This window comes from Maribacter sp. X9, assembly GCF_048537565.1.
Classification (GTDB): Bacteria; Bacteroidota; Bacteroidia; order Flavobacteriales; family Flavobacteriaceae; genus Maribacter.
This window is the reverse complement of sequence record NZ_CP183215.1, coordinates 677,393-696,244: the sequence shown is the minus strand read 5'-3', so window position 1 is coordinate 696,244 and position 18,852 is coordinate 677,393. Positions and strand designations below refer to the sequence as shown.

Below are 18,852 nucleotides of genomic sequence, written 5' to 3'. Positions count from 1 at the left end.
CTAAGCCACCCCTTTTGCCAAGCTATTCTTTTTGGCATTGTTTTGAAATTCACTTGGGCTAATACCGTATTTTGCCTTGAAAATTTTTGAAAAATAACTTCTGCTGCTGAAGCCAATGGTATAAACTATTTGTGATATATTCATGTCTGTAGTACTAATAAAATCTCTAGCAGCTTCTAGACGTATGTGCCTGATATATTCCGTTACAGTCCTGGTGTACAGTAATTTAAACCCTTCTTGGAGTTTGGCTTGTGATAGTCCAGATTCCTTTGAAAGGCCGTCTACCGAATAATCCACTGAAAAATTAGTTACAATTTTTTTGGCCAAATTTCTAATGACCTTCAACTCTCGTTTTAATAGGCTTGATTTGGGATATAGATTTGTGCTATCTTTCTCTTGTTGACTGATATGCATGGCCAGGATTTCATAAACCATACCTTCCATTTGCATAATACGGATCATTCCGTTCTTTGAAGGAACTTGGCGTAGTGCATTTATTTTATTGGCCAGTTTAAGATTATAGGATCCGTAGTAGGAAAAGCGATTCTCATGGTCTGTATCCATAAAGACCTCATGCAATTTCTCGTTTAAGGAGTCTACGCCGTTCAGGTTCTTTTTTAAATACTGTTTTCGTGTAATCTGAACAATGTTTATGGCCAATTTGGTATCCTTCGGAAAATACGTGTAGTTGTGACCTCCGTTTTTATTGGTAATGATGACCGATTGAAACTGTTCTATGCGTTTCATTTTGTTCATGTCCTCGCGACCAAAACGATGACTGCAAAAGCCTTCTAGACAATAGATGAAATGGATAGGATTGAAGGTGGACGTATCCGTAATCAGGATAGTATCGTCGTGAAAAACAATATCATATTCCAATAGACCAACGCCCCACTCGAACATAACGAATCGAATGTTACCTGTCGCATTTTCATTGTTTACGGTAAAGGTAAACTCGCCCCAACGCTCGTTAATTTCACCGCCCAAAACATGCTTCATCTGTCGCATTGTATCCTGCAGGCTAGTGGCATGTATTTCAATGACCTTCATCTCTTTCTTCATTAGACGGTAAATATCGGTCAAAAAATCAAAAAAGCAGTGGAATTGAATAGCTGCTTTTCGAGAGCTAGTGTAAGTAGCTCTTCATAATAAAATTAAAAGACATAAATAAAAAAAGCACTTCTTGTACAAGAAGTGCTTTTTTTATTGCTATTTACGGACTCTATAGTTAGTTAGTCCCTGCCATCTTTAGACCAGGCATCTAACATCCAACTCACTTTTTCAAGTTCGCCGATATACCCTCCCATCATGTCAATGGTACCTTCATCTCCGGCAGGCTCAGCTTTTTTAACAACCCTGTTCATTTGTTTTAATAAAAGCTCATGTTGGTGAAGAATATGTTCTACCATTTTTTTATCGGAAATCAATGATGAGGTTTCTTTTATGGAAGACAGCTCAAAATACTTAGAGAACTCACTAGTAGGATGGTGTCTAAGCGTCAAAATTCGCTCGGCAATCTCATCGATTTTGATGCGTGCGTCGGTATATAGTTCTTCGAATTTTATGTGAAGGTCAAAAAAGTTTTTGCCCAAAACATTCCAGTGGTAACCCCTCAGGTTTTGATAATATAAATGGTAATCGGCCAACAGAACATTCAGTTCTTCAACGATGGGGGTAATATCTTTCGTTTTAATGTCTAAATAACTCATAACACAATTTTGTTTATTAATTATGCTATAAAGTTAACTATTTTTCCAATTTGTCCTTAACGCGGAAACGGTGTTGATCAACGCTTTTGCCTCATTGATTCAATCTATAGATTGGGATGGAATCAGAGGCGTTAAATCAACATAATAATACTTTATTTTCCCCACATGATCGTACTCTTCGTAATTTTCTTTTAAAGTGGCCCAATCAAAATGGTCTTCTAAATTGTTCTCTTTGTAATAGTTGGTTAAACCTTCCGTTAACAACAAATATTCGTCCATTTGAAGTTTATTCTTCAGTAGCCTATGGGCAACGATCAAATCCTCCCCAAATAATTTAATACTGTTGCCAACTTTAGTAAGGGCCACTTCTTGACCGTAGTGCAAAATAATTTTAAGGCCTAAAATTTTTGGTATGGCATCAGAATCTTTATTGTCTTTATGCTTTTCGCGCAGTACCTCTAACTGTGTGTAAAACTCGGTGTAGAAAATCTTACATTGATCGATAAGTTTTTGCAAACTGGGTAATTTTCCAGACTTAAAGAAAAGTACCGCATCGCCTTCTATTTCAGAAACTTTAAGCCCTATATCATTGGTATAGATGATTTGGTTCAATAAAGAAGGTATGATCTTTGAACTTAATTCGAAATCGGTCTCACTAAGAAATTCGGTAAATCCGCTGATATCAGGAATACATATTAACATTGGGGATCCTTTCATAGCATTTGAATATTGAGGTAAGGTATTGAATTCTAAATTTAAGAACGGATCCGTTCAATAAATATTATATCACAAAAGGTTCTGCCGAAATGAAATTTGTAAACTATTGAAAATCAATCATTTTTACGGTTAATAATCAATTTGATACAACAAAGGATGTTTATGTAAGAGGCTTAATTTTGTTATAGGAATAAATCTAAAAATTAAACAATTTAAAATGAAGAAATTTACGATAATACTATTGACATCCGTATTAATTATTAGTTGTAATGTCAAAAAAGAGGAAAAAGGGGAAATGCCCGAAATGGACGTTGACATTTCTGCAGATGCAGGTGAATTGCCCGAATATGAAGTTAACTGGGCAGATATAAATGTGGGAACTACTACCAAAACGGTAAACGTACCGAAAGTAGTAATCGTCATGGAGGAAGAAGAGGTAGAAGTGCCTGTTATTGATGTAGAAATGCCAGAAGGCGATACTTCTGAAATGGAAGAACGCACATTAATGGTAGAGGCTGAGGTTACCGATAATGAACACAATATTGAAATTCAGAAAATATATGCCTCCAATAATAATCTATACGTAATCTCTGAATTAAAGGCTACTGATAAAAGTATAGGGGATAAGAAAATGAGGGTTTCCGATCAAGTTGTTTTGAACGCACCTGACATGAGCGTACAGTATATTGTTATAGGTCAAAAGCCAGACCGCATGTTCAATACAAAGTACAAGTATATGGATTCAATGAGCGATGTTGAAGCAAAAATGGACGGTTATAAAGTTATTTACACTAAATAATTTTTTTGGTTGGTTGTTCTAAATGGTTCCGACTTCTTGGTCGGAGCCATTTTTTATTTTATAGAAGTGATTAATTTTCTGTATTTTTTGCCAGTTATATTGGAACTATTGTGTTTTTTCTTTTAAAAAGCGTACAAATTTCAACCCTTTATCCGACTTAAATCAAAAACGATATGAGAGAACAATTTTCAGAAGCTTGGACCAAAATGATCGAGAAATTAAATTCATGGTTTGACGCCTTGGTTTTAAATCTTCCTAATATATTGATCGCGATTATAGTCTTTATTCTTTCCATTATAATTTCAAGGGCCATTAGTAAGGGTGTTACCAAATTGCTAGAAAGGACCAAGCTTCAAGAATCAATGAAAACATTGCTGTCTAAAATTGTTTCAATGGTGATCGTGATATTGGGATTGTTTTTGGTTTTGGGTATTTTGAATTTAAGCAAAGCGCTCAATACAGTGTTGGCCGGTGCGGGTGTGGTTGGTCTTGCTGTTGGTCTTGCCTTACAGGGAGCTTTGGCAAATACATATTCTGGTATTGTACTATCGTATGTTAAACATATAAAGTTTGGAGATTGGATCGAAAGTAATGGTTTTGAAGGGGAAGTAATCGATTTGGATCTTCGGTCAGTAACCTTGAAACAGCCGGATAATAACCTGGTATACCTTCCTAATAAACTGGTCGTTGAAAACCCGATTAAAAACTACTCCTCTACCTCACAATCAAGGGTGATTTTAGAATGCGGGGTTGGGTATTCGTCAGATTTAGAATTTGTTAGGGACTTGGTCAAGAAAACGATTTTAGAGAAATATGAATCTATAGAGAATAAGGATGATATCATTTTTTTGTATTCTGAGTTTGGCGATAGTTCCATCAACTTTGAAACCCGTTTTTGGATCGAATCTACCTCGGCACTCGAAGTAGCGAAAGCAAAAACAGATGCAATGATTGCGATTAAAGCAGCTTTTGATAAGAACGATATCAATATTCCTTTTCCCATTCGAACCTTGGATTTTCCAAAATCCGTTACTGTTTCTACTGAAACAACGGAAAGCAGGAAAGATTAACCTTGTCGATGAACCCCACGGTCACTTTTTTGAAAACGAGCCCCGCCCTCTTGTTTAAGAAAGAGTGCTTTATTTCCTTTCTTGCCATTGCGAGTGAACTTTAATGACCTTAATCGTTTTGGTGATTTTAACGTTGTAGGTTGCTTCTATAGTGCCTTTTACAATCCAGGTGCCCCAAGGCCATTTAACTTCGGTCCCTTTTCTTATCATCGATATGGATTTAAGTTTGTGTTTTCCATCACTCCTGAAGTTTTGGAGAACAAAGTGATGGAAAATCACCAGACAGTGGTGCACAAACTTGAGAACTAAATGTTAAATAAATTTCAAGAAAAGCAATGGAATATGTTCATGCCTACCACTGAATTTTTAATGCATTCAATCTAAAATTTAATCCTATCCAAAGGAGTCAATAGTTCTGTTTATCAGGGCAATACGCAAATTAGTTTGATTTTATCTTAGTTAAGAATTTAAAGAATGACAATGGTAGATATTATAGAGTTAATTGCTGGGGTTTCAATTGTTATTGCATTAGGGTTCATTGTTATCTATGTGAAAGATTCTTTAATAGGAAGTTCAGAAGACTCAAAAGATGAATTAGAAGAAGAGGCTTTTTGCGAAATAGATATTGAATATTTGTGGATGAACGCCCAAAAAGCAGGTACAGGGGTAAATGATATTAATGATCTGAAAAGAAAAATTCAAACGTTTAAAAATAGAAATAGATTTTACAAGATGTAATTATGGTCGGCATCTCAAAATAAAGGACCTATAATTTAAAACTTAGTATGATGAGTACATATACAGAAGAAGTAGGAGAAAAACTAAATGACCTTTTGGAAAGAACATACGATGCTGAAAAGGGCTTTAAAAAGGCGGCCGAAAATACCGACCATAGTCCGTTAAAAGCATATTTTCAAAGTAAGGCTCAGCAACGTTATGATTTTGGTCATGAGCTAAAATCGGAAATTAAATCATTCGGCCAAAAGGTTGATAAAGGTGATAGTTTGACGGGAAAAGCTCATAGAGCTTGGATGGATGTTAAGGCATTATTTTCTTCAGATGATGCTGAGGCTATGCTTGAAGAAGCCATTAGAGGAGAAAAAGCTGCAATAGATGAGTATCAAGAAGTTTTGGCAGACACCTCATTGCCATCAAGCACTTCGTCTATTTTAAGAAATCAAAAACAGGCTATTGAAAATGGACTTTCAAAAATTAAAACGTTGGAAGATCTAAGTTGAATAGAGTTGGTACCAAAAAAAAGAGGCCTTTTTAAGGCCTCTTTTTTATGTTATTGAAATTTCCATTGCCTGTGTTTTATAGGCTTTAGGGCTACAATTATATTTCTTCTTGAAAATTTTACAAAAGTAACTTCTACTGGTGAATCCGATAGAGTACACCACTTGCGATATATTGAGATCCGTAGTTCTGATCAACACTTCTGATTTTTTAAGACGCACTTCCCTAATATATTCACCCAAGGTCATATCGTGCATAAACTTGAATCCTAGCTGCAGTTTTGAAGGGGATAGACCAGATTTTGAGGAAATCGAATTAATGGTATGGGGTAGTTCTGGATAATTGTTGATGAAATCCCCGATTTCACTTATCATTTCCAATTCTTTTTTCAATAAGGTTGTCGAAGATTTTAAACCATTATTTAGGTCCAATTCAAACTGCTCCAATTGTTTTGCCATGATCATATGGCATATTCCTTGAAAATACATGAGATTGGAAATAGAATCTGCATATTTTGCGTCTTCTAGCTTTTTGATTAATTCACCAATTTCCAAATTGTACTTTCCAAAATGGAAACATCCTAGGCTTTTGTTGTAAGTGTTTAAAAGCGATATAAAATCTAAATCTTCATCAGTGGCATTTTCGTCATTGCGAAATACCGATAGATTTATACGTATACAATTTAATACGGTGCGGTCGTCTCTCTTAAAGACAAACTTGCTTTTATTCTCATCGTCATTGAAAAGTACGGCCGTTTGTAACTCTTCCAACTTATTATAGACCTCATCGCCTTTAAATTTATGAAAGCAATTACCTTTAAGACAGTAAAATAAGTAGACCATGTGATCATCTACACAATCGAGGATCAATTCAAGGTCCTGGTTTAGTTTAATGTCGAGTTCAAAGGCCGTAAGCCCTTTATTCAAAACGACACAATGTACCTGCCCTTTGCCTATGGCAGCATCAAGTTCAAGTAATTGTAAGCCATTCTTTTTAATTATTTTACCTTGCAAATGATCCTTCAAAAGAAGTAACTCATTCTGCGCACTCATTCTTCTTGTTTCCATCGATTTATTTTTTGGAGGATTGTTTTACATCAAAATTAGTGTTGATGAAGTACACTTGATAACATTATACGATAAATGTTTAACGAAATAGCAGTTAGTATTTATAAATTCAACCATAAACAACCGACTAATTTTTAATGAGTTAGCTTTTTATGGGAATGAAACAATCGTTTCAAGAGTATTTTCCGAGCTTGCACTTCTAAAGCGAAAGATTCATATGTATTTTAAATTATCGAATACAGCAGAAATGAAGGTGATGGAGAGTGAGGCTAACGCTTTATTTAAGTATCCGAATCTATATACGCCTCAAATAGTTATTAGTGGACTAAGTGAGGTATCTATACCCATATTGACTATGGAGGATCCCAATGTAATTTCTTTGTCCATTTGGGGCTTATTGCCCAGTAATTATACCGATGATTGGGAATTATTTCAAAATTTGACCAATACCTTAAACATTAATTCAGAAAATCTGGATTCTGGATTATGGTACACAAAGGCCTTTGAAAACAGGAGATGTTTAATACCGGTAACGGGTTTTTACACTTCAGTGCTAAATGATGGGCAAATAAATCCATATTACATTGGGCCGGAAAAAGAGAATTTAATTTATCTGGCCGGTATGTATACCGTTCTTGAAGATGGCTTTATTACGTGTACGATACTCACTGGTCCCTTAGATGACTATTTAGGGATGTATCAAAATTTGGTGAATTTTATGCCCCTGATCATAAATCCCAAGCATAAAGATTTGTGGCTAAGTGGTGAGACTAGCGTTATAGAGGCCAAGCGACTATTAAAATCATCTCACAACGTAGCTCTACAGGCAAAGCCCATTGAAAAAGCACTTTTCAATCAAGATATATCCTATGATAGTATGTTGATGCCTTTCGATAGTACCGAAAATTAAATAGAAGAAGACGATTTTTTATTTTTCTTCAGCTCCTTTCTATAATCTGTTGGGAGAATAGTATAGGCTTCAAAGAATATTTTAGAGAAATAGCTTCTGCTTTTAATACCTACGGCATATACAATTTCAGAAACAGAGAGGTCTGTATTCTTTAAATAATCCCTTGAAATCTCCAACTTTAATTGTCTAACGTATTCATTTACGGTTTTGGAATATAACAGTCTAAACCCGAGTTGCAACTTTTTAGGGCTTAGGCTAGATTCAGCACAGAGATCTTTTATTGAAATGCTTTCAGAAATATGCTTTAGTATATATTCTGTTAATTTGTGAATTTTAAGAATATCCTCTTTAGAGAGCGATTCAGGTAAGTTCATGTTTTCTTGAAAATTTTGGTGCTCCAATAATTGTAACGCTAAAATCAGATATAACCTACCCTCTAACGCAAGGGTTCGTAGCATACCGCTATCGCGCACGTTTGATAATTGTTTTACTTCATCGGCAATCTTAAGACTAAAACTACCACCATGCCGGTAGTGTAGATTACCTGTTTCATCATTGAACAACGATATCAATAATTCGTTAAGATGGTATACGTTGTTATTTTTCTTTTTTAAATATTCTTTTCGATTAACCCCAATAAAATTTATTTTTAGGTTTACCCTTTCGGGTAAGAGATATGTTTTTTGTGCATTTACCTTCGGCGATATGATAATATTTTGAAACTGTTCTAAACTAGTGTAAAGCCCAGAATTGTCATCACTATATTTAAAATTACCTTGAGAGATGAAAATGAATTCTATCGGTGAAACTTCGGGCGAGTCAAAGGTGATTTTAGTTTCTTTTGATAATGTTATGTCACAATCGATAAGAGAAACACCCCAATCGAAACTGATAGTTCTCAAGACACCCTTTCCGATGTCATTGTTAAACCGTAATGTAGTCTCGCCCCAATTTTCAAAGAATTCACCTTTTAAGCATTGTTGTAATTGGGAGAAAATAACTTCTGGTTTTGAACTATTCAAAACGATTTCTCTCATAAACCAATTTTATATGTTACACATAAAACATTGTTTACAAAGAAATTGTAATGTTAAGATCTTACTTAACAGTTATGAAATGTTAATTAACACAAATGGGCACTTTCTATATCGAAACTAAAAGTTAAATAGTTGATTTTACGGTTATAAAATAAGGGGAAACGTAAGCATTAAATGCGTTCTTGTTTTCCTTTGCTATTCAATTCCAATTTTTTAAGATATTGTTTTGGCGTCATGGCATACCGTTGTTTAAAGAGTTTTGAAAAATAGCTACGCGAATTAATTCCTATTCTATAGGTAATTTCGGTAATGTTCAATTCTGTTGTCTCCATTAAGTGCCGGGCCAATTCCATTCTTTTATTCTGCGTAAATTCTTTTACAGATAAGTTAAATAGGCTTTGAAAACCGTTCTGTAAGGTATTTTGGTTAATCCCTACTTTTTTTGATAACGCTAGTATACTTGTACTCTGTTCTAAATTATTTTCAATAATCGAAGCCGCCTCCTCAATTTTAACCACGGTAGATTGCCGTAGAATAGTGCGTTTATCCTCAGGGGAAGAATCATCGACATATTGTCGCAGATGATGGGCTAATATTTCATAGCATTTTCCTTCTATGAATACGCTCTTGGTAAACCCGGTATCTTCACTCTCATTAATCTCCTCGATGCATTCGGCGATATCCAAGCTATAATGTCCTTTATGGAAAAAAAGATTTATACCATTTACATCCCTAAATAATCCTTCGAGGTCCTCATTCATTTCAGGAAGAAAGGTTTCTATTTTTTCCTCAAAAGATTTTCTGTTAATTTCAAGATTGAAAAAACAAATGGGCTCGTTCGCTTTTAAGGTTAGCACATTTCCATATTTACCGTTGCAGGAAAATATAGCACTTTCTAAATGTTTTATTTCATGGGATTTTTCTTGCCCAGAAAATTCGTGCAAAAGAGTGGTTTCACGATTGAAGACTATTTCTAGGGGCTGCACCAATGATTGGTTCAACATGAACCGAACTTCTTTTTTTAATCGAATATCCACATCCATTAAACCCACACCATGTGAAAAACTGATGGCTTTTATATGACCGGTACCAGCTTCTTCAGGAATATCGATACAAATTTCATTGTTCTCTTCTTGGTATTCAACCTTCAATCTTTCGGCAATGTCCTTGACTACATCTATGACGTTCAATTCTTTAAGTTCCCTTCTAATGCTCATGAGCTATAATAAATCTAGGGGTACAATATAATGCAAAATAACTTTAGTTGATAACAGAACAAGTGCGTTACAAAAACCCATAAAATAATGAATATCAAGCATAAATGATTTTAATGTAGATGAGTCAATATTTAAATTTATACAACCAATAAGTTTTATGAGATAGTCTCATATTTGTCTTGCGCCGATTGGAGATTTAAGGGAAGTCCTAATTTCTTGTGTGCGCAATTAATAAAAGTAACAACCTATTAATCTAAAATTCAAGAGTATGAGAAAGTCAATATTTATGTTTGTTTTTGCACTTATGACCATTGGTGTTGCCATGGGTTGTAGGGAAGAAAAATCTACTGGAGAAAAAATTGAGGACGGTATTGAAGACGTTGGTGATGATTTAGAGGACGGTGCAGAAGAAGTTGAGGACGCTGTTGAGGACGCAACCGATGACCATTAAATTTTTAAGATTAAAAATATAATAAAAGCCAAGTATTCGAAAATACTTGGCTTTTTTAGTATTCCGAATTCGTTTAAGTGTAAATTATTCTTTCTTTCCGTTCCCCGTTAAAACATCTAAAAGGCCGTCTTCTAAGTTTACCCACAGGTAGTTAAAGAAAGATTTGTTTGTAGGGCGTTCAGTTGAAATTTTACCGTAACGATACCCATCAGCGTCAGCTTTAGAACCATCGCTAACAAATAGATTGCCGACAAATGATAGTATTTTTTTGACTTGGTTTCTTTTCTTATTGAGTACTTGGAACTTAAAATCATCGTAATTCATTTTAATATCACCCGATGCCACATATTCATCACCTGAAATGGTGAAGTACATTTGATCAATGGTGCCTGTAGTTTTCGTTCTTAAATTAGGGACTAAAAACTCATTTAAACTGGCGGTATTAAGATTAGAAAGACCACCGGAGATGACAAAGGCATCATGCTTGTCTTGAACATTGAATTCCCAGTCCAGATTAAAACTGCCGGCACCCATAAGGTCTGCGTTTATATTAATTTTTAGATTATCCTTGTTAGATGGTAAGTTTGAGAGGTTCGTAAAAACAGCATCTAGGTTTTCAAATGTAAGAAGGCCTGCCTGAGCATCATTGGGTAGATTTTCTTCATACGACACCATGGCTTTCGCAATAGTAACAGAATCAATTGAAACTTTAAAAGGAAGCTCTCTTAACATTTCTGAAAACAGGGGCCGTCTTTCAGTGTTGTCCGCAAGAGATTTGTCCCTATATACATCCAATTTTGGATTATTAAGAGCTAAAGATTTATAAAATACCTGTAGCGAGTCGTTTTTAACGCTATAGGCCTGGTCTTCCACTAGAATATCTGGGACGGATAAGGTAATATGGTCTCGCTCAAAAGTTAGTTTTTTGCTTAGTTCAGCTTTTGATAGGGCCGTAGCCAGCAAGATATCTTTAATGGCTATGGAAGAATTATCCATTTCCATAATTCCCATCTGCAGCACCTCAAATTCTCCTAAGGGAGCCTTCATGTCCTTTAACGTTATGTCAAAATCGGAAAATTCAAAGGGAACATAGTCTTTGATTATTTTTGAGTCGGTGGTCACATGTTTTAAGTTGAGGTCAATTGATTTTACCGATAAAAGCTCAACTTCCCTGGTTGTGTTCCAGATTTCGACACTTCCAGAATCAAAAGCAACTTCTTCTATAAAAATGGGTTTTAAAAGATTAATGGGATTCGACCCCGAAACATCACTAGTATCCTTCGGGCAGGCCTTAAAGTTTAAATGGGGCTTCGAGAGCGTAAGTTTTTTAAGGAAAATGGACTTATCCAATAAAATCTTCCAGTAACTAAAGCCCTCAATGGCCACTTGTCCTGCCTCAATAATGATTTCACAAGAAGAGGTCTGTCTGCCATGGCTAATGACATTTACCTCGTCAAATTCTAAAGAACCTTTTAAGAGGCTAATATCAAGGTTTTCGTATGCAAAGTCGATGTGGTCGGGAACTTTAAGGTCTAAAAATTTTTTTATTTCAACCTTCATTCGCCACTCGGCGACCATATAACCGCCAATGACAACAACCGCTAAAATAAAAAACCACTTAAGAATACGGATCATACCTACTAGTTGGTAACTTAGACTTTTTCTGTTTTCTGAAAATTAAAGCCACGCTTTCACCAACAGGACAGATGACCATGTGGACAGGTGTTTTCTTTTAGTTATACGGCTTATCTATACCCGCACTATCAGGCTCCATATGGTGCTTAAAGTCGGATGCGCTTTTTAATTCAATACATTCCTCTCCTTTAACGATGATAGGATATTTTAAAAGTTTCGGGTTTTTGTTCAAGATCTTCAACCAGTCATCATCGTCCAAATCGGCATGGGTATCACCATACGCTTCTTTAAAATCCGGATGGTCAGTATTTATTAAATCCGAGATTTGCTTATGAAGCCCCTCGGCCAGTTCGGCCCACTGTGTGCCGGTCACATTCGTCTTTGAAATATCTATTGTTAAATGTTTCATTTCCGAAGATTCTACATAGGCATTGATTTGTTTACCCAATGAATTTTCAGAACTATAATAAAGCGTTATCTGTTTTTTGTCCATAGCAATTACTCCCATTCGTGTTTTTTTAAAGGTAATTAAGTACTAATTTAATAATTAACTCGTATCGAATGAAAAATATCCTAAATACACTTAAAATACCGATGCCCGATAAAATATGGTATCTTGTGTCCAACTTATATATAAACCGATGAATACTTTGTTTTGGCTTGCCTACCTAACGGTTACCCTATGGAGTATTGTTAATATTATTTTTAACGGATCTACGGCCACGAAGATGATCAGTTGGTCGTTGTCGGTTATTGTCCTGCCGTTTTTAGGTCCTCTTTTGTACTATCTCTTTGGGATAAACAGGAGAAAGTTTAAGCTCTTTAAATTAAAGCAAACCGAGAAGCGAAAACTTTATTCTGAAACCTACAAGGAGTTAAAAGGAGGTGAGCAAAGCGTTCATGATTTTAAGGATTATAAGCAGGATAAATTAGCATCTCTTATAAGAAAAAATAGCTATTTCGCACCCTATGAAGGTAACCAGATCACGTTGCTAAACAGTGGAGAGGAAGCCTTCGAGGCGATTTTCAAGGCTATTGATGAAGCAAAGCATTTCGTTCACCTTCAGTACTACATCTTGGAAAAAGGCATGCTTTTAGACCGCTTTTACGACCTCTTTGAAAAGAAAGTAAAGGAAGGGGTCGAAATTAGGATGCTGTATGACTCATTGGGCAGTAATTCTTTAAGGGGTAAAGTAGTAAAGCGTTTCAAAAAAATTGGGGTAAAGGCATATGCATCCATGCCCATACGATTTGGAAATCTACTGTTTACCCTTAATTATCGAAACCATAGGAAAATCGTAATCGTGGATGGGAAAATCGGCTTCACCGGAGGTTTCAACGTGTCGGACAAGTACATGAAACCGATTTCCGATTTGGGGTTGTGGCAAGACCTTCATTTGCGTTTACAGGGCCCGGTCGTAAATAGCTTACAGCGTGTATTCGTTAAAGATTATCATTTTGCCGGGGAAGAAGAGCTCTTGTTACAAGAGAAGTATTTTCCTAAAATAGAACCGGCCGGCACTACCATAGCCCAGGTAATTTCAAGTGGCCCAGATTCACGATATCCAGCGATTATGCAGCAATATCTGGCGATGATCAACATTGCCAGAAAGAGTATCTGTATTGCAAACCCCTATTTTATTCCCGGGGCACCCGTCATGGAAGCGCTGCGTATTGCGGCATTAAGCGGTGTAAAGGTGACTTTGTTGACTCCCAAAAAATCAGATTCATTTTTAGCAAAGTATAGTATGTTTTCAACTTTCGAGGCCTTATTGGAAGTGGGGGCGAACATATTCCTAAGACCTGATTTTTCACATAGTAAGGTCATCATCATAGACAGCGAGATAGCCTCTGTAGGTTCAGGAAATTTCGATTATAGAAGTTTCGAACATAATTTTGAAACAAATGCCATTCTTTACGACAAAGAAATAGCCACGCAAATAGAAGTACTATTTCAAGGGCATTGCAAAGAGGATATACAATTGGCCATGGGCCCCTTTAAAAAGCGCTCCCCTTTTACAAAATTCTTAGAAGGTTTGGCAAAATTCTTTAGTCCGCTGCTTTAATAATATCTTTATCCCAAAAATTGTCGAACTATTTACTCGTTATAATATTAAGTACCCATATGGTGACATGTGCACAGCATACATTTCCTGATGAAATAGCGGCAGAGGCCAAGATCGCCCTATCACATTATCCTGAACTTTCCACTATTCCCATTGAGTTCAAGTTTAAAAAGAACATTAAAAAATCTACGATGCAGGCGCAACCTAAATTTTCTAGTTTTTTTAAAAGGAGGAAACACCGATCCTATAAAATCTTGATCAGTGAAAAAATTGAGATTGCCGACTCCGTTTATTTTACAAAAGATATTCCTTCTGAAATTATGATCGGATGGTTAGGCCACGAGTTAGGCCATGTGATGGATTTTGAACAACGAAGTGGCCTCAATTTAATCGGTTTCGGCATTAGCTATTTGACTTCAAAAAAATACATTCGTGGTGCAGAGCGGCGTGCAGATTCATATGCGGTGAAGCATGGCATGGAAAAGTATATTTTGGCTACAAAGGAATTTATTTTGGAGAAAGCAGGCCTCTCACAAAAATACATTGACCGCATTAAGAATTTATATCTTTCTCCAGAAGAAATTATGCTGCTGGTAGAAGAGCGAGATGCCCTACCCACAGATTGACCTAAATATTACGATTGTTTTTCAACGAAATCTTCCCAATCTGCAAATTTTTCTTCGTTCATAACCCGTTCCATTTTTACTTGACCCCCTTTCTTTTTGTTGCGGTCGTTCCAGTCATAAAAAACATCAGGATTCACAATGAAAACCTTTACACCCTTCAGAGCTTTTGATCGTGCTACTTTATAATTCTTGTTGGCATCTTTCAAAGATTCGTCGAGTTTTTTGGAGACCTCTTTGGTATCAAGGTTGGCAGTGGTTCCCAAGTACCACGTATGGTAAAACCCATCATTATATTTTTTGGCGCAGAGGGTATATTCGGGAATTTCTATGTCAAAATGTTGCTCTAATTCCTGTAAGGCGTCATCCAATTTATTAACCGATAATTGTGAACCGACCGTATTCAAGAAGAACTTGGTACGACCTGTAATTTTAATTTCTGCACGCTCTACATCAGTAAATTCGATAGTATCACCAATTAAATAGCGCCAAGCACCACTTACCGTACTAATGATCAGCACGTAATTTTGACCTGTTTTGACCTCTGATAATGTTAGGGATGGCGCATTTTGAGAAAGGGAGCCGTCTTCTAAAATGTAATCGGGATTAAAAGGAACAAATTCAAAGTAAATACCGTTATCGGTTACAAGTTTCATAGCATCGGTATCGGGTCGGCTTTGAAAAGCGATGAACCCTTCTGATGCTAAATAGGTGTCAATGACGGTAACGGGTTTTCCCATAAGGGCATTAAAGCTTTTCTCATAGGGGCCAAAAGCCACCCCGCCAGAAGTGTATACGGTAAGGTTTGGCCAGATATCGTGAATATTTTTCAGGTTATGTTCTTTGATAACCTCCTTAAGCATCAATTCGATCCATGAAGGAATTCCGCTAAGTGCCCCAATATCCCAATCGGGAGCTTTTTCAACAATTTTAGCGACCCTTTCGTCCCAATCGTCAATTTTAGCGATTTCTTTTCCGGGTTTATAATAACCACTGAACCAAGATGGAATATTACTGGCACTGATGCCACTAATCTCTCCCTCTAAATGATCTTTGTTTTCAATCAAATCGGTAGAACTACCTAGCATTAGTATTCCTGTTTCATAGAAATCCGCCGGCAAATCAAAGTTCGCCAGGGCTAAAACCTGTTTGATACCCGCAGCACGAATGGCATCTATCATTTCATCGGTAACAGGTATACGTTTACTTGTTTTGCCGGTTGTTCCAGAGCTTAGGGCAAAATAATCTGGATGTCCTGGCCAAGTGACATCCGATTGCGCTTCATGTAGTTTATGCCACCATTTTTCATTGATTTCGTTGTAGTCGAAGTAAGGCACAGCTTCTCTGAACGCTGTGGCCATATCATCGCTTTCTAAAAGGTCTTCAAACCTGTAAGCTTTGCCGAAGGAGGTGTCCTTTGCAGATTTGAGCAGGTTTTTAAGTACCTCCTTTTGTTCTTCAATAGGGTTGTCGTCACCTGATATTTTATCAGTGACGTTAATAACTCCCTTGATGAAATTGCCTATAATATTCATACTGTAAAATCTTCCGTAATTAAGGATTAAAATTAAATGTTTGCGAGGATAAAGAATAACTCTATGGTAAAAGAAATAGCTCTAATACACTAAAGCGGCAATTTTTTTTAGAATATTAGAAGAAACGGTTCTTAACTCAACATTATTAAAATGGCCCCAACAGCAGTCAAGGCAAGGATCATTTTTCTGAAAAAAGCCTCTTTAATGAACTTTATGAAGCGTACACCAACAAAAAAACCGATTAAAATTCCAGGTAACAACTTTAAGTTGAGGACTATCGAATCAAAGGAAATGGTCTCCCATACAAAAAAATGAAAAGGTAGTTTTATAATATTAACGATTAAGAAGAGCCACGCGGCCGTTCCTATAAAGTGATTTTTTGGTAAGCGCATGGCTAAAAAATAAATATTGGAAAAGGCCCCGGCCAAGTTTCCCACCATTGTGGTGATACCTGCAATAGTGCCGATAGAACTTGCAAAAGTCCAGTGCGTGGGTACCGTTTTAGTTTTTTTGCGGTCCCACCAATACATCATGAATACGGTTATGATAATGATGATGGACATGCCGATCTTAAAGAATTTTTCGGGCAAGTCCTTTCCAATGACCACACCAATTAAAACGCCAAAAACCATCCATGGAAGAACCTTCATGACATAACTCCATTGCGTATAGCGGTTATAATAGATCACCGCAAAAATGTCGGCCAAGACCAGCAGTGGAACGACCATTCCTGTAGACTCCTTTGCGCCAAAGGCCAAGGCCATTAACGTTACGTTCATTACTGCGATTCCTTTTATGCCAGCCTTTGAAAGTCCTATAATAAACGTGGCTACATAGGCAAGGATCCAGGCTGTTGGGGTTATTTCAGAAGTCATTGATAGAAGCACGTAGTACGTTTGGCGTATTAGCGGCAAAAATATCCTAAAAAAACATATCTTTAACCATCAACCTAAAACCAATTTATGGAACTCAGTTCATTAGACTATGGATTTATAATAGTTTTCTTTTCCCTTGTGCTAGGCATAGGAATTTATGTATCTAAAAAATCAGGTAAAGACTCTTCGGAGTTTTTTCTTTCTGGCCGTACGATGCCTTGGTGGTTATTGGGCCTTTCTATGGTGGCGACAACTTTTTCGACCGACACGCCCAACTTGGTAACCGATATTGTTCGAACACAAGGTGTTTCGGGTAACTGGGTTTGGTGGTGCTTTTTGTTAACGGGTATGTTGACCGTTTTTGTTTACGCCAAGCTATGGCGTAAATCAAATGTAAACACGGATCTTGAGTTTTACGAAATGCGCTATGGGGGTAAACCTGCAAGTTTCCTAAGAAAGTTCAGGGCCATCTATTTAGGGGCCTTGTTCAATATCATTACCATGGCGTCCGTAACCTTGGCCGCTATAAAGATAGGTGGTATTATGTTGGGGCTTGAGCCTTGGGAAACCGTTGTAGGAGCCGGATTGATTACTGTAATATTCAGTGCGCTTGGCGGATTTAAAGGTGTAGTTTATACCGATTTTCTGTTATTCTTTGTGGCGATGTCAGGGGCTATAGGAGCAGCTTATTATTTAGTCAACATACCTGAAGTGGGGGGGATTTCTGCACTTATGGCCAATGAAGTAGTGTCGAGCAAGCTTAATATTTTGCCCGATTTTGACAATACAAAAGTGTTAGTGACCCTTTTCATCATTCCTATTGCCGTACAGTGGTGGAGTTCTTGGTATCCAGGGGCAGAACCAGGGGGTGGTGGTTATATTGCGCAACGTATGTTGGCGGCAAAAGATGAAAACCATGCTATAGGGGCAACTTTCTTTTTTAATATTATGCATTACGCCCTCCGCCCATGGCCTTGGATTTTGGTTGCCTTGGCTTCTTTGGTCGTTTATCCAGATATTGCAAGCATACATGAGGCCTTCCCAGATGTTGCTGAAAGTAAACTAGGTCATGATCTGGCCTATTCGGCCATGTTGACCAAATTACCAAGTGGCCTTTTAGGGGTTGTACTGGCATCATTGGTAGCTGCCTACATGAGTACCATATCTACCCAATTGAACTGGGGTTCTTCCTACATTGTGTTTGATTTTTATAAGCAACAGATAAACCCCAATGCTACAGAGAAGCAGATGGTGGCCGTAGGAAGGATTTCTACCGTGGTTTTGATGGTTTTAAGTGCTTTATTTGCGCTAACCTTGCAAAATGCGTTCGAGGTATTTGATTTACTGATTACGTTCGGAGCTGGAACAGGGCTCGTTTTTATTTTGAGATGGTTCTGGTGGCGTATCAACGCGTGGAGTGAAATTGCCGCGATGTTCGCATCGGGTATCATTTCCATTCTTTTGGTGAAAACAGGTCTTGGCGAATTTTTATTTGCCCCTGAAACTGGTATGTTGCCCGAATGGGCCAATTATCCCTTTGTCGTGGTTGTAACTACAGCAATATGGATGGCGGTAACCTTTATGACCCAACCAGAATCGAAGGAAACCTTAAGAAGTTTTTATATTAAAATTCAACCAGGCGGACCAGGCTGGTCAAAAGTGGTTTCAGATGCTAACGATGATTCCGTTGAAATTGTAAAGACCAAGGAAAAGTGGAGTGTACCGGCAGGCATCACCGCTATGTTGCTCGGTGTTGTGCTCATTTATTCCATTATGTTCGCTACCGGTTATTGGATTTATGGCAGGACCACACAAGCTATGGTACTGACCGTTATTTCTATAATCTCGGCATTTTTGCTGATTAAGGCCTGGAACCGTTTAAAGGGGAACTTGCTATAGCCTTAC

20 protein-coding genes are annotated in these 18,852 nt (G+C 37.0%); 9 read left to right on the top strand and 11 right to left on the bottom strand.

Translation table 11 applies throughout. The features are described from left to right. From ACNR9Q_RS03010 to ACNR9Q_RS03000, 3 genes are all read right to left on the bottom strand, one after another. Complete coding sequence (locus ACNR9Q_RS03010) at nt 1-1,062, bottom strand: helix-turn-helix transcriptional regulator (RefSeq protein WP_419213121.1); 1,062 nt, start codon at nt 1,060-1,062, stop codon at nt 1-3. A gap of 170 nt (nt 1,063-1,232) precedes the next feature. Next, complete coding sequence (locus tag ACNR9Q_RS03005; RefSeq protein ID WP_419213119.1) at nt 1,233-1,709, bottom strand: Dps family protein; 477 nt, start codon at nt 1,707-1,709, stop codon at nt 1,233-1,235. A gap of 99 nt (nt 1,710-1,808) precedes the next feature. Beyond that, the gene (locus ACNR9Q_RS03000) at nt 1,809-2,426 is read right to left on the bottom strand and encodes a DUF2652 domain-containing protein (protein ID WP_419213118.1); all 618 of its coding nucleotides are present in this window, start codon (nt 2,424-2,426) and stop codon (nt 1,809-1,811) included. A 217-nt stretch (nt 2,427-2,643) separates the two neighbouring features. On the opposite strand from ACNR9Q_RS03000, the gene ACNR9Q_RS02995 reads away from it, so the two are divergent. Continuing rightward, nucleotides 2,644-3,225: a hypothetical protein gene (locus tag ACNR9Q_RS02995; RefSeq protein WP_419213117.1), complete on the top strand. Its 582-nt coding sequence runs from the start codon at nt 2,644-2,646 to the stop codon at nt 3,223-3,225. 173 nt (nt 3,226-3,398) lie between these two features. Next, nucleotides 3,399-4,295 (top strand): mechanosensitive ion channel family protein, encoded by an 897-nt coding sequence (locus ACNR9Q_RS02990; protein ID WP_419213116.1) that lies wholly within the window; start codon nt 3,399-3,401, stop codon nt 4,293-4,295. 69 nt (nt 4,296-4,364) lie between these two features. Here the strand turns inward: ACNR9Q_RS02990 and ACNR9Q_RS02985 are convergent, their stop codons facing one another. Continuing rightward, the gene (locus tag ACNR9Q_RS02985; RefSeq protein WP_419213115.1) at nt 4,365-4,505 is read right to left on the bottom strand and encodes a hypothetical protein; all 141 of its coding nucleotides are present in this window, start codon (nt 4,503-4,505) and stop codon (nt 4,365-4,367) included. 270 nt (nt 4,506-4,775) lie between these two features. On the opposite strand from ACNR9Q_RS02985, the gene ACNR9Q_RS02980 reads away from it, so the two are divergent. Together ACNR9Q_RS02980 and ACNR9Q_RS02975 are read left to right on the top strand one after the other, a co-directional pair. After that, nucleotides 4,776-5,033 (top strand): hypothetical protein, encoded by a 258-nt coding sequence (locus ACNR9Q_RS02980; protein WP_419213114.1) that lies wholly within the window; start codon nt 4,776-4,778, stop codon nt 5,031-5,033. Between the two features lie 50 nt (nt 5,034-5,083). Next, complete coding sequence (locus ACNR9Q_RS02975; RefSeq protein WP_419213113.1) at nt 5,084-5,533, top strand: ferritin-like domain-containing protein; 450 nt, start codon at nt 5,084-5,086, stop codon at nt 5,531-5,533. A gap of 45 nt (nt 5,534-5,578) precedes the next feature. Here the strand turns inward: ACNR9Q_RS02975 and ACNR9Q_RS02970 are convergent, their stop codons facing one another. Then, nucleotides 5,579-6,598: a helix-turn-helix transcriptional regulator gene (locus tag ACNR9Q_RS02970; RefSeq protein ID WP_419213111.1), complete on the bottom strand. Its 1,020-nt coding sequence runs from the start codon at nt 6,596-6,598 to the stop codon at nt 5,579-5,581. A 217-nt stretch (nt 6,599-6,815) separates the two neighbouring features. On the opposite strand from ACNR9Q_RS02970, the gene ACNR9Q_RS02965 reads away from it, so the two are divergent. Then, entirely contained in the window at nt 6,816-7,508 is a 693-nt protein-coding gene (locus ACNR9Q_RS02965; protein ID WP_419213109.1) for an SOS response-associated peptidase, read from the top strand. Here the strand turns inward: ACNR9Q_RS02965 and ACNR9Q_RS02960 are convergent. After that, entirely contained in the window at nt 7,505-8,545 is a 1,041-nt protein-coding gene (locus tag ACNR9Q_RS02960) for a helix-turn-helix domain-containing protein (protein WP_419213108.1), read from the bottom strand. The two genes, ACNR9Q_RS02965 and ACNR9Q_RS02960, sit on opposite strands and share 4 nt — an antisense overlap. A 170-nt stretch (nt 8,546-8,715) precedes the next feature. Continuing rightward, nucleotides 8,716-9,762, bottom strand: a complete 1,047-nt coding sequence (locus ACNR9Q_RS02955) for a helix-turn-helix domain-containing protein (protein ID WP_419213106.1) — start codon at nt 9,760-9,762, stop codon at nt 8,716-8,718. A gap of 268 nt (nt 9,763-10,030) precedes the next feature. Here ACNR9Q_RS02955 and ACNR9Q_RS02950 point away from each other — a divergent pair, with 268 nt between their 5' ends. Then, complete coding sequence (locus ACNR9Q_RS02950; protein WP_419213105.1) at nt 10,031-10,213, top strand: hypothetical protein; 183 nt, start codon at nt 10,031-10,033, stop codon at nt 10,211-10,213. An 84-nt stretch (nt 10,214-10,297) separates the two neighbouring features. Here the strand turns inward: ACNR9Q_RS02950 and ACNR9Q_RS02945 are convergent, their stop codons facing one another. Continuing rightward, complete coding sequence (locus ACNR9Q_RS02945) at nt 10,298-11,848, bottom strand: hypothetical protein (RefSeq protein WP_419213104.1); 1,551 nt, start codon at nt 11,846-11,848, stop codon at nt 10,298-10,300. 97 nt (nt 11,849-11,945) lie between these two features. Then, nucleotides 11,946-12,356: an arsenate reductase family protein gene (locus tag ACNR9Q_RS02940; RefSeq protein ID WP_419213103.1), complete on the bottom strand. Its 411-nt coding sequence runs from the start codon at nt 12,354-12,356 to the stop codon at nt 11,946-11,948. Between the two features lie 133 nt (nt 12,357-12,489). Here ACNR9Q_RS02940 and cls point away from each other — a divergent pair, with 133 nt between their 5' ends. Continuing rightward, nucleotides 12,490-13,914 (top strand): cardiolipin synthase, encoded by a 1,425-nt coding sequence (gene cls / locus ACNR9Q_RS02935; RefSeq protein ID WP_419213102.1) that lies wholly within the window; start codon nt 12,490-12,492, stop codon nt 13,912-13,914. A gap of 59 nt (nt 13,915-13,973) precedes the next feature. Beyond that, nucleotides 13,974-14,540: a hypothetical protein gene (locus ACNR9Q_RS02930; protein ID WP_419214240.1), complete on the top strand. Its 567-nt coding sequence runs from the start codon at nt 13,974-13,976 to the stop codon at nt 14,538-14,540. An 8-nt stretch (nt 14,541-14,548) separates the two neighbouring features. On the opposite strand, the gene ACNR9Q_RS02925 is transcribed toward ACNR9Q_RS02930, so the two are convergent. Both ACNR9Q_RS02925 and ACNR9Q_RS02920 read right to left on the bottom strand, forming a co-directional pair. After that, complete coding sequence (locus tag ACNR9Q_RS02925; RefSeq protein ID WP_419213101.1) at nt 14,549-16,072, bottom strand: GH3 family domain-containing protein; 1,524 nt, start codon at nt 16,070-16,072, stop codon at nt 14,549-14,551. A 131-nt stretch (nt 16,073-16,203) separates the two neighbouring features. Then, the gene (locus ACNR9Q_RS02920) at nt 16,204-16,947 is read right to left on the bottom strand and encodes a sulfite exporter TauE/SafE family protein (RefSeq protein WP_419214239.1); all 744 of its coding nucleotides are present in this window, start codon (nt 16,945-16,947) and stop codon (nt 16,204-16,206) included. Nucleotides 16,948-17,034: 87 nt separating this feature from the next. Here ACNR9Q_RS02920 and ACNR9Q_RS02915 point away from each other — a divergent pair, with 87 nt between their 5' ends. Beyond that, nucleotides 17,035-18,846, top strand: coding sequence for a sodium:solute symporter family protein (locus ACNR9Q_RS02915; RefSeq protein WP_419213100.1), 1,812 nt, complete (start codon nt 17,035-17,037; stop codon nt 18,844-18,846). Nucleotides 18,847-18,852: the final 6 nt, after the last annotated feature.

What these genes read in the sequence shown, in the direction of transcription:
- ACNR9Q_RS03010 (WP_419213121.1), bottom strand. Translation starts at nt 1,062, where the DNA reads ATGAAGAAAGAGATGAAGGTCATTGAAATACATGCCACTAGCCTGCAG.
- ACNR9Q_RS03005 (WP_419213119.1), bottom strand. Translation starts at nt 1,709, where the DNA reads ATGAGTTATTTAGACATTAAAACGAAAGATATTACCCCCATCGTTGAA.
- ACNR9Q_RS03000 (WP_419213118.1), bottom strand. Translation starts at nt 2,426, where the DNA reads ATGAAAGGATCCCCAATGTTAATATGTATTCCTGATATCAGCGGATTT.
- ACNR9Q_RS02995 (WP_419213117.1), top strand. Translation starts at nt 2,644, where the DNA reads ATGAAGAAATTTACGATAATACTATTGACATCCGTATTAATTATTAGT.
- ACNR9Q_RS02990 (WP_419213116.1), top strand. Translation starts at nt 3,399, where the DNA reads ATGAGAGAACAATTTTCAGAAGCTTGGACCAAAATGATCGAGAAATTA.
- ACNR9Q_RS02985 (WP_419213115.1), bottom strand. Translation starts at nt 4,505, where the DNA reads ATGATAAGAAAAGGGACCGAAGTTAAATGGCCTTGGGGCACCTGGATT.
- ACNR9Q_RS02980 (WP_419213114.1), top strand. Translation starts at nt 4,776, where the DNA reads ATGGTAGATATTATAGAGTTAATTGCTGGGGTTTCAATTGTTATTGCA.
- ACNR9Q_RS02975 (WP_419213113.1), top strand. Translation starts at nt 5,084, where the DNA reads ATGAGTACATATACAGAAGAAGTAGGAGAAAAACTAAATGACCTTTTG.
- ACNR9Q_RS02970 (WP_419213111.1), bottom strand. Translation starts at nt 6,598, where the DNA reads ATGGAAACAAGAAGAATGAGTGCGCAGAATGAGTTACTTCTTTTGAAG.
- ACNR9Q_RS02965 (WP_419213109.1), top strand. Translation starts at nt 6,816, where the DNA reads ATGTATTTTAAATTATCGAATACAGCAGAAATGAAGGTGATGGAGAGT.
- ACNR9Q_RS02960 (WP_419213108.1), bottom strand. Translation starts at nt 8,545, where the DNA reads ATGAGAGAAATCGTTTTGAATAGTTCAAAACCAGAAGTTATTTTCTCC.
- ACNR9Q_RS02955 (WP_419213106.1), bottom strand. Translation starts at nt 9,762, where the DNA reads ATGAGCATTAGAAGGGAACTTAAAGAATTGAACGTCATAGATGTAGTC.
- ACNR9Q_RS02950 (WP_419213105.1), top strand. Translation starts at nt 10,031, where the DNA reads ATGAGAAAGTCAATATTTATGTTTGTTTTTGCACTTATGACCATTGGT.
- ACNR9Q_RS02945 (WP_419213104.1), bottom strand. Translation starts at nt 11,848, where the DNA reads ATGATCCGTATTCTTAAGTGGTTTTTTATTTTAGCGGTTGTTGTCATT.
- ACNR9Q_RS02940 (WP_419213103.1), bottom strand. Translation starts at nt 12,356, where the DNA reads ATGGGAGTAATTGCTATGGACAAAAAACAGATAACGCTTTATTATAGT.
- cls (WP_419213102.1), top strand. Translation starts at nt 12,490, where the DNA reads ATGAATACTTTGTTTTGGCTTGCCTACCTAACGGTTACCCTATGGAGT.
- ACNR9Q_RS02930 (WP_419214240.1), top strand. Translation starts at nt 13,974, where the DNA reads ATGGTGACATGTGCACAGCATACATTTCCTGATGAAATAGCGGCAGAG.
- ACNR9Q_RS02925 (WP_419213101.1), bottom strand. Translation starts at nt 16,072, where the DNA reads ATGAATATTATAGGCAATTTCATCAAGGGAGTTATTAACGTCACTGAT.
- ACNR9Q_RS02920 (WP_419214239.1), bottom strand. Translation starts at nt 16,947, where the DNA reads ATGACTTCTGAAATAACCCCAACAGCCTGGATCCTTGCCTATGTAGCC.
- ACNR9Q_RS02915 (WP_419213100.1), top strand. Translation starts at nt 17,035, where the DNA reads ATGGAACTCAGTTCATTAGACTATGGATTTATAATAGTTTTCTTTTCC.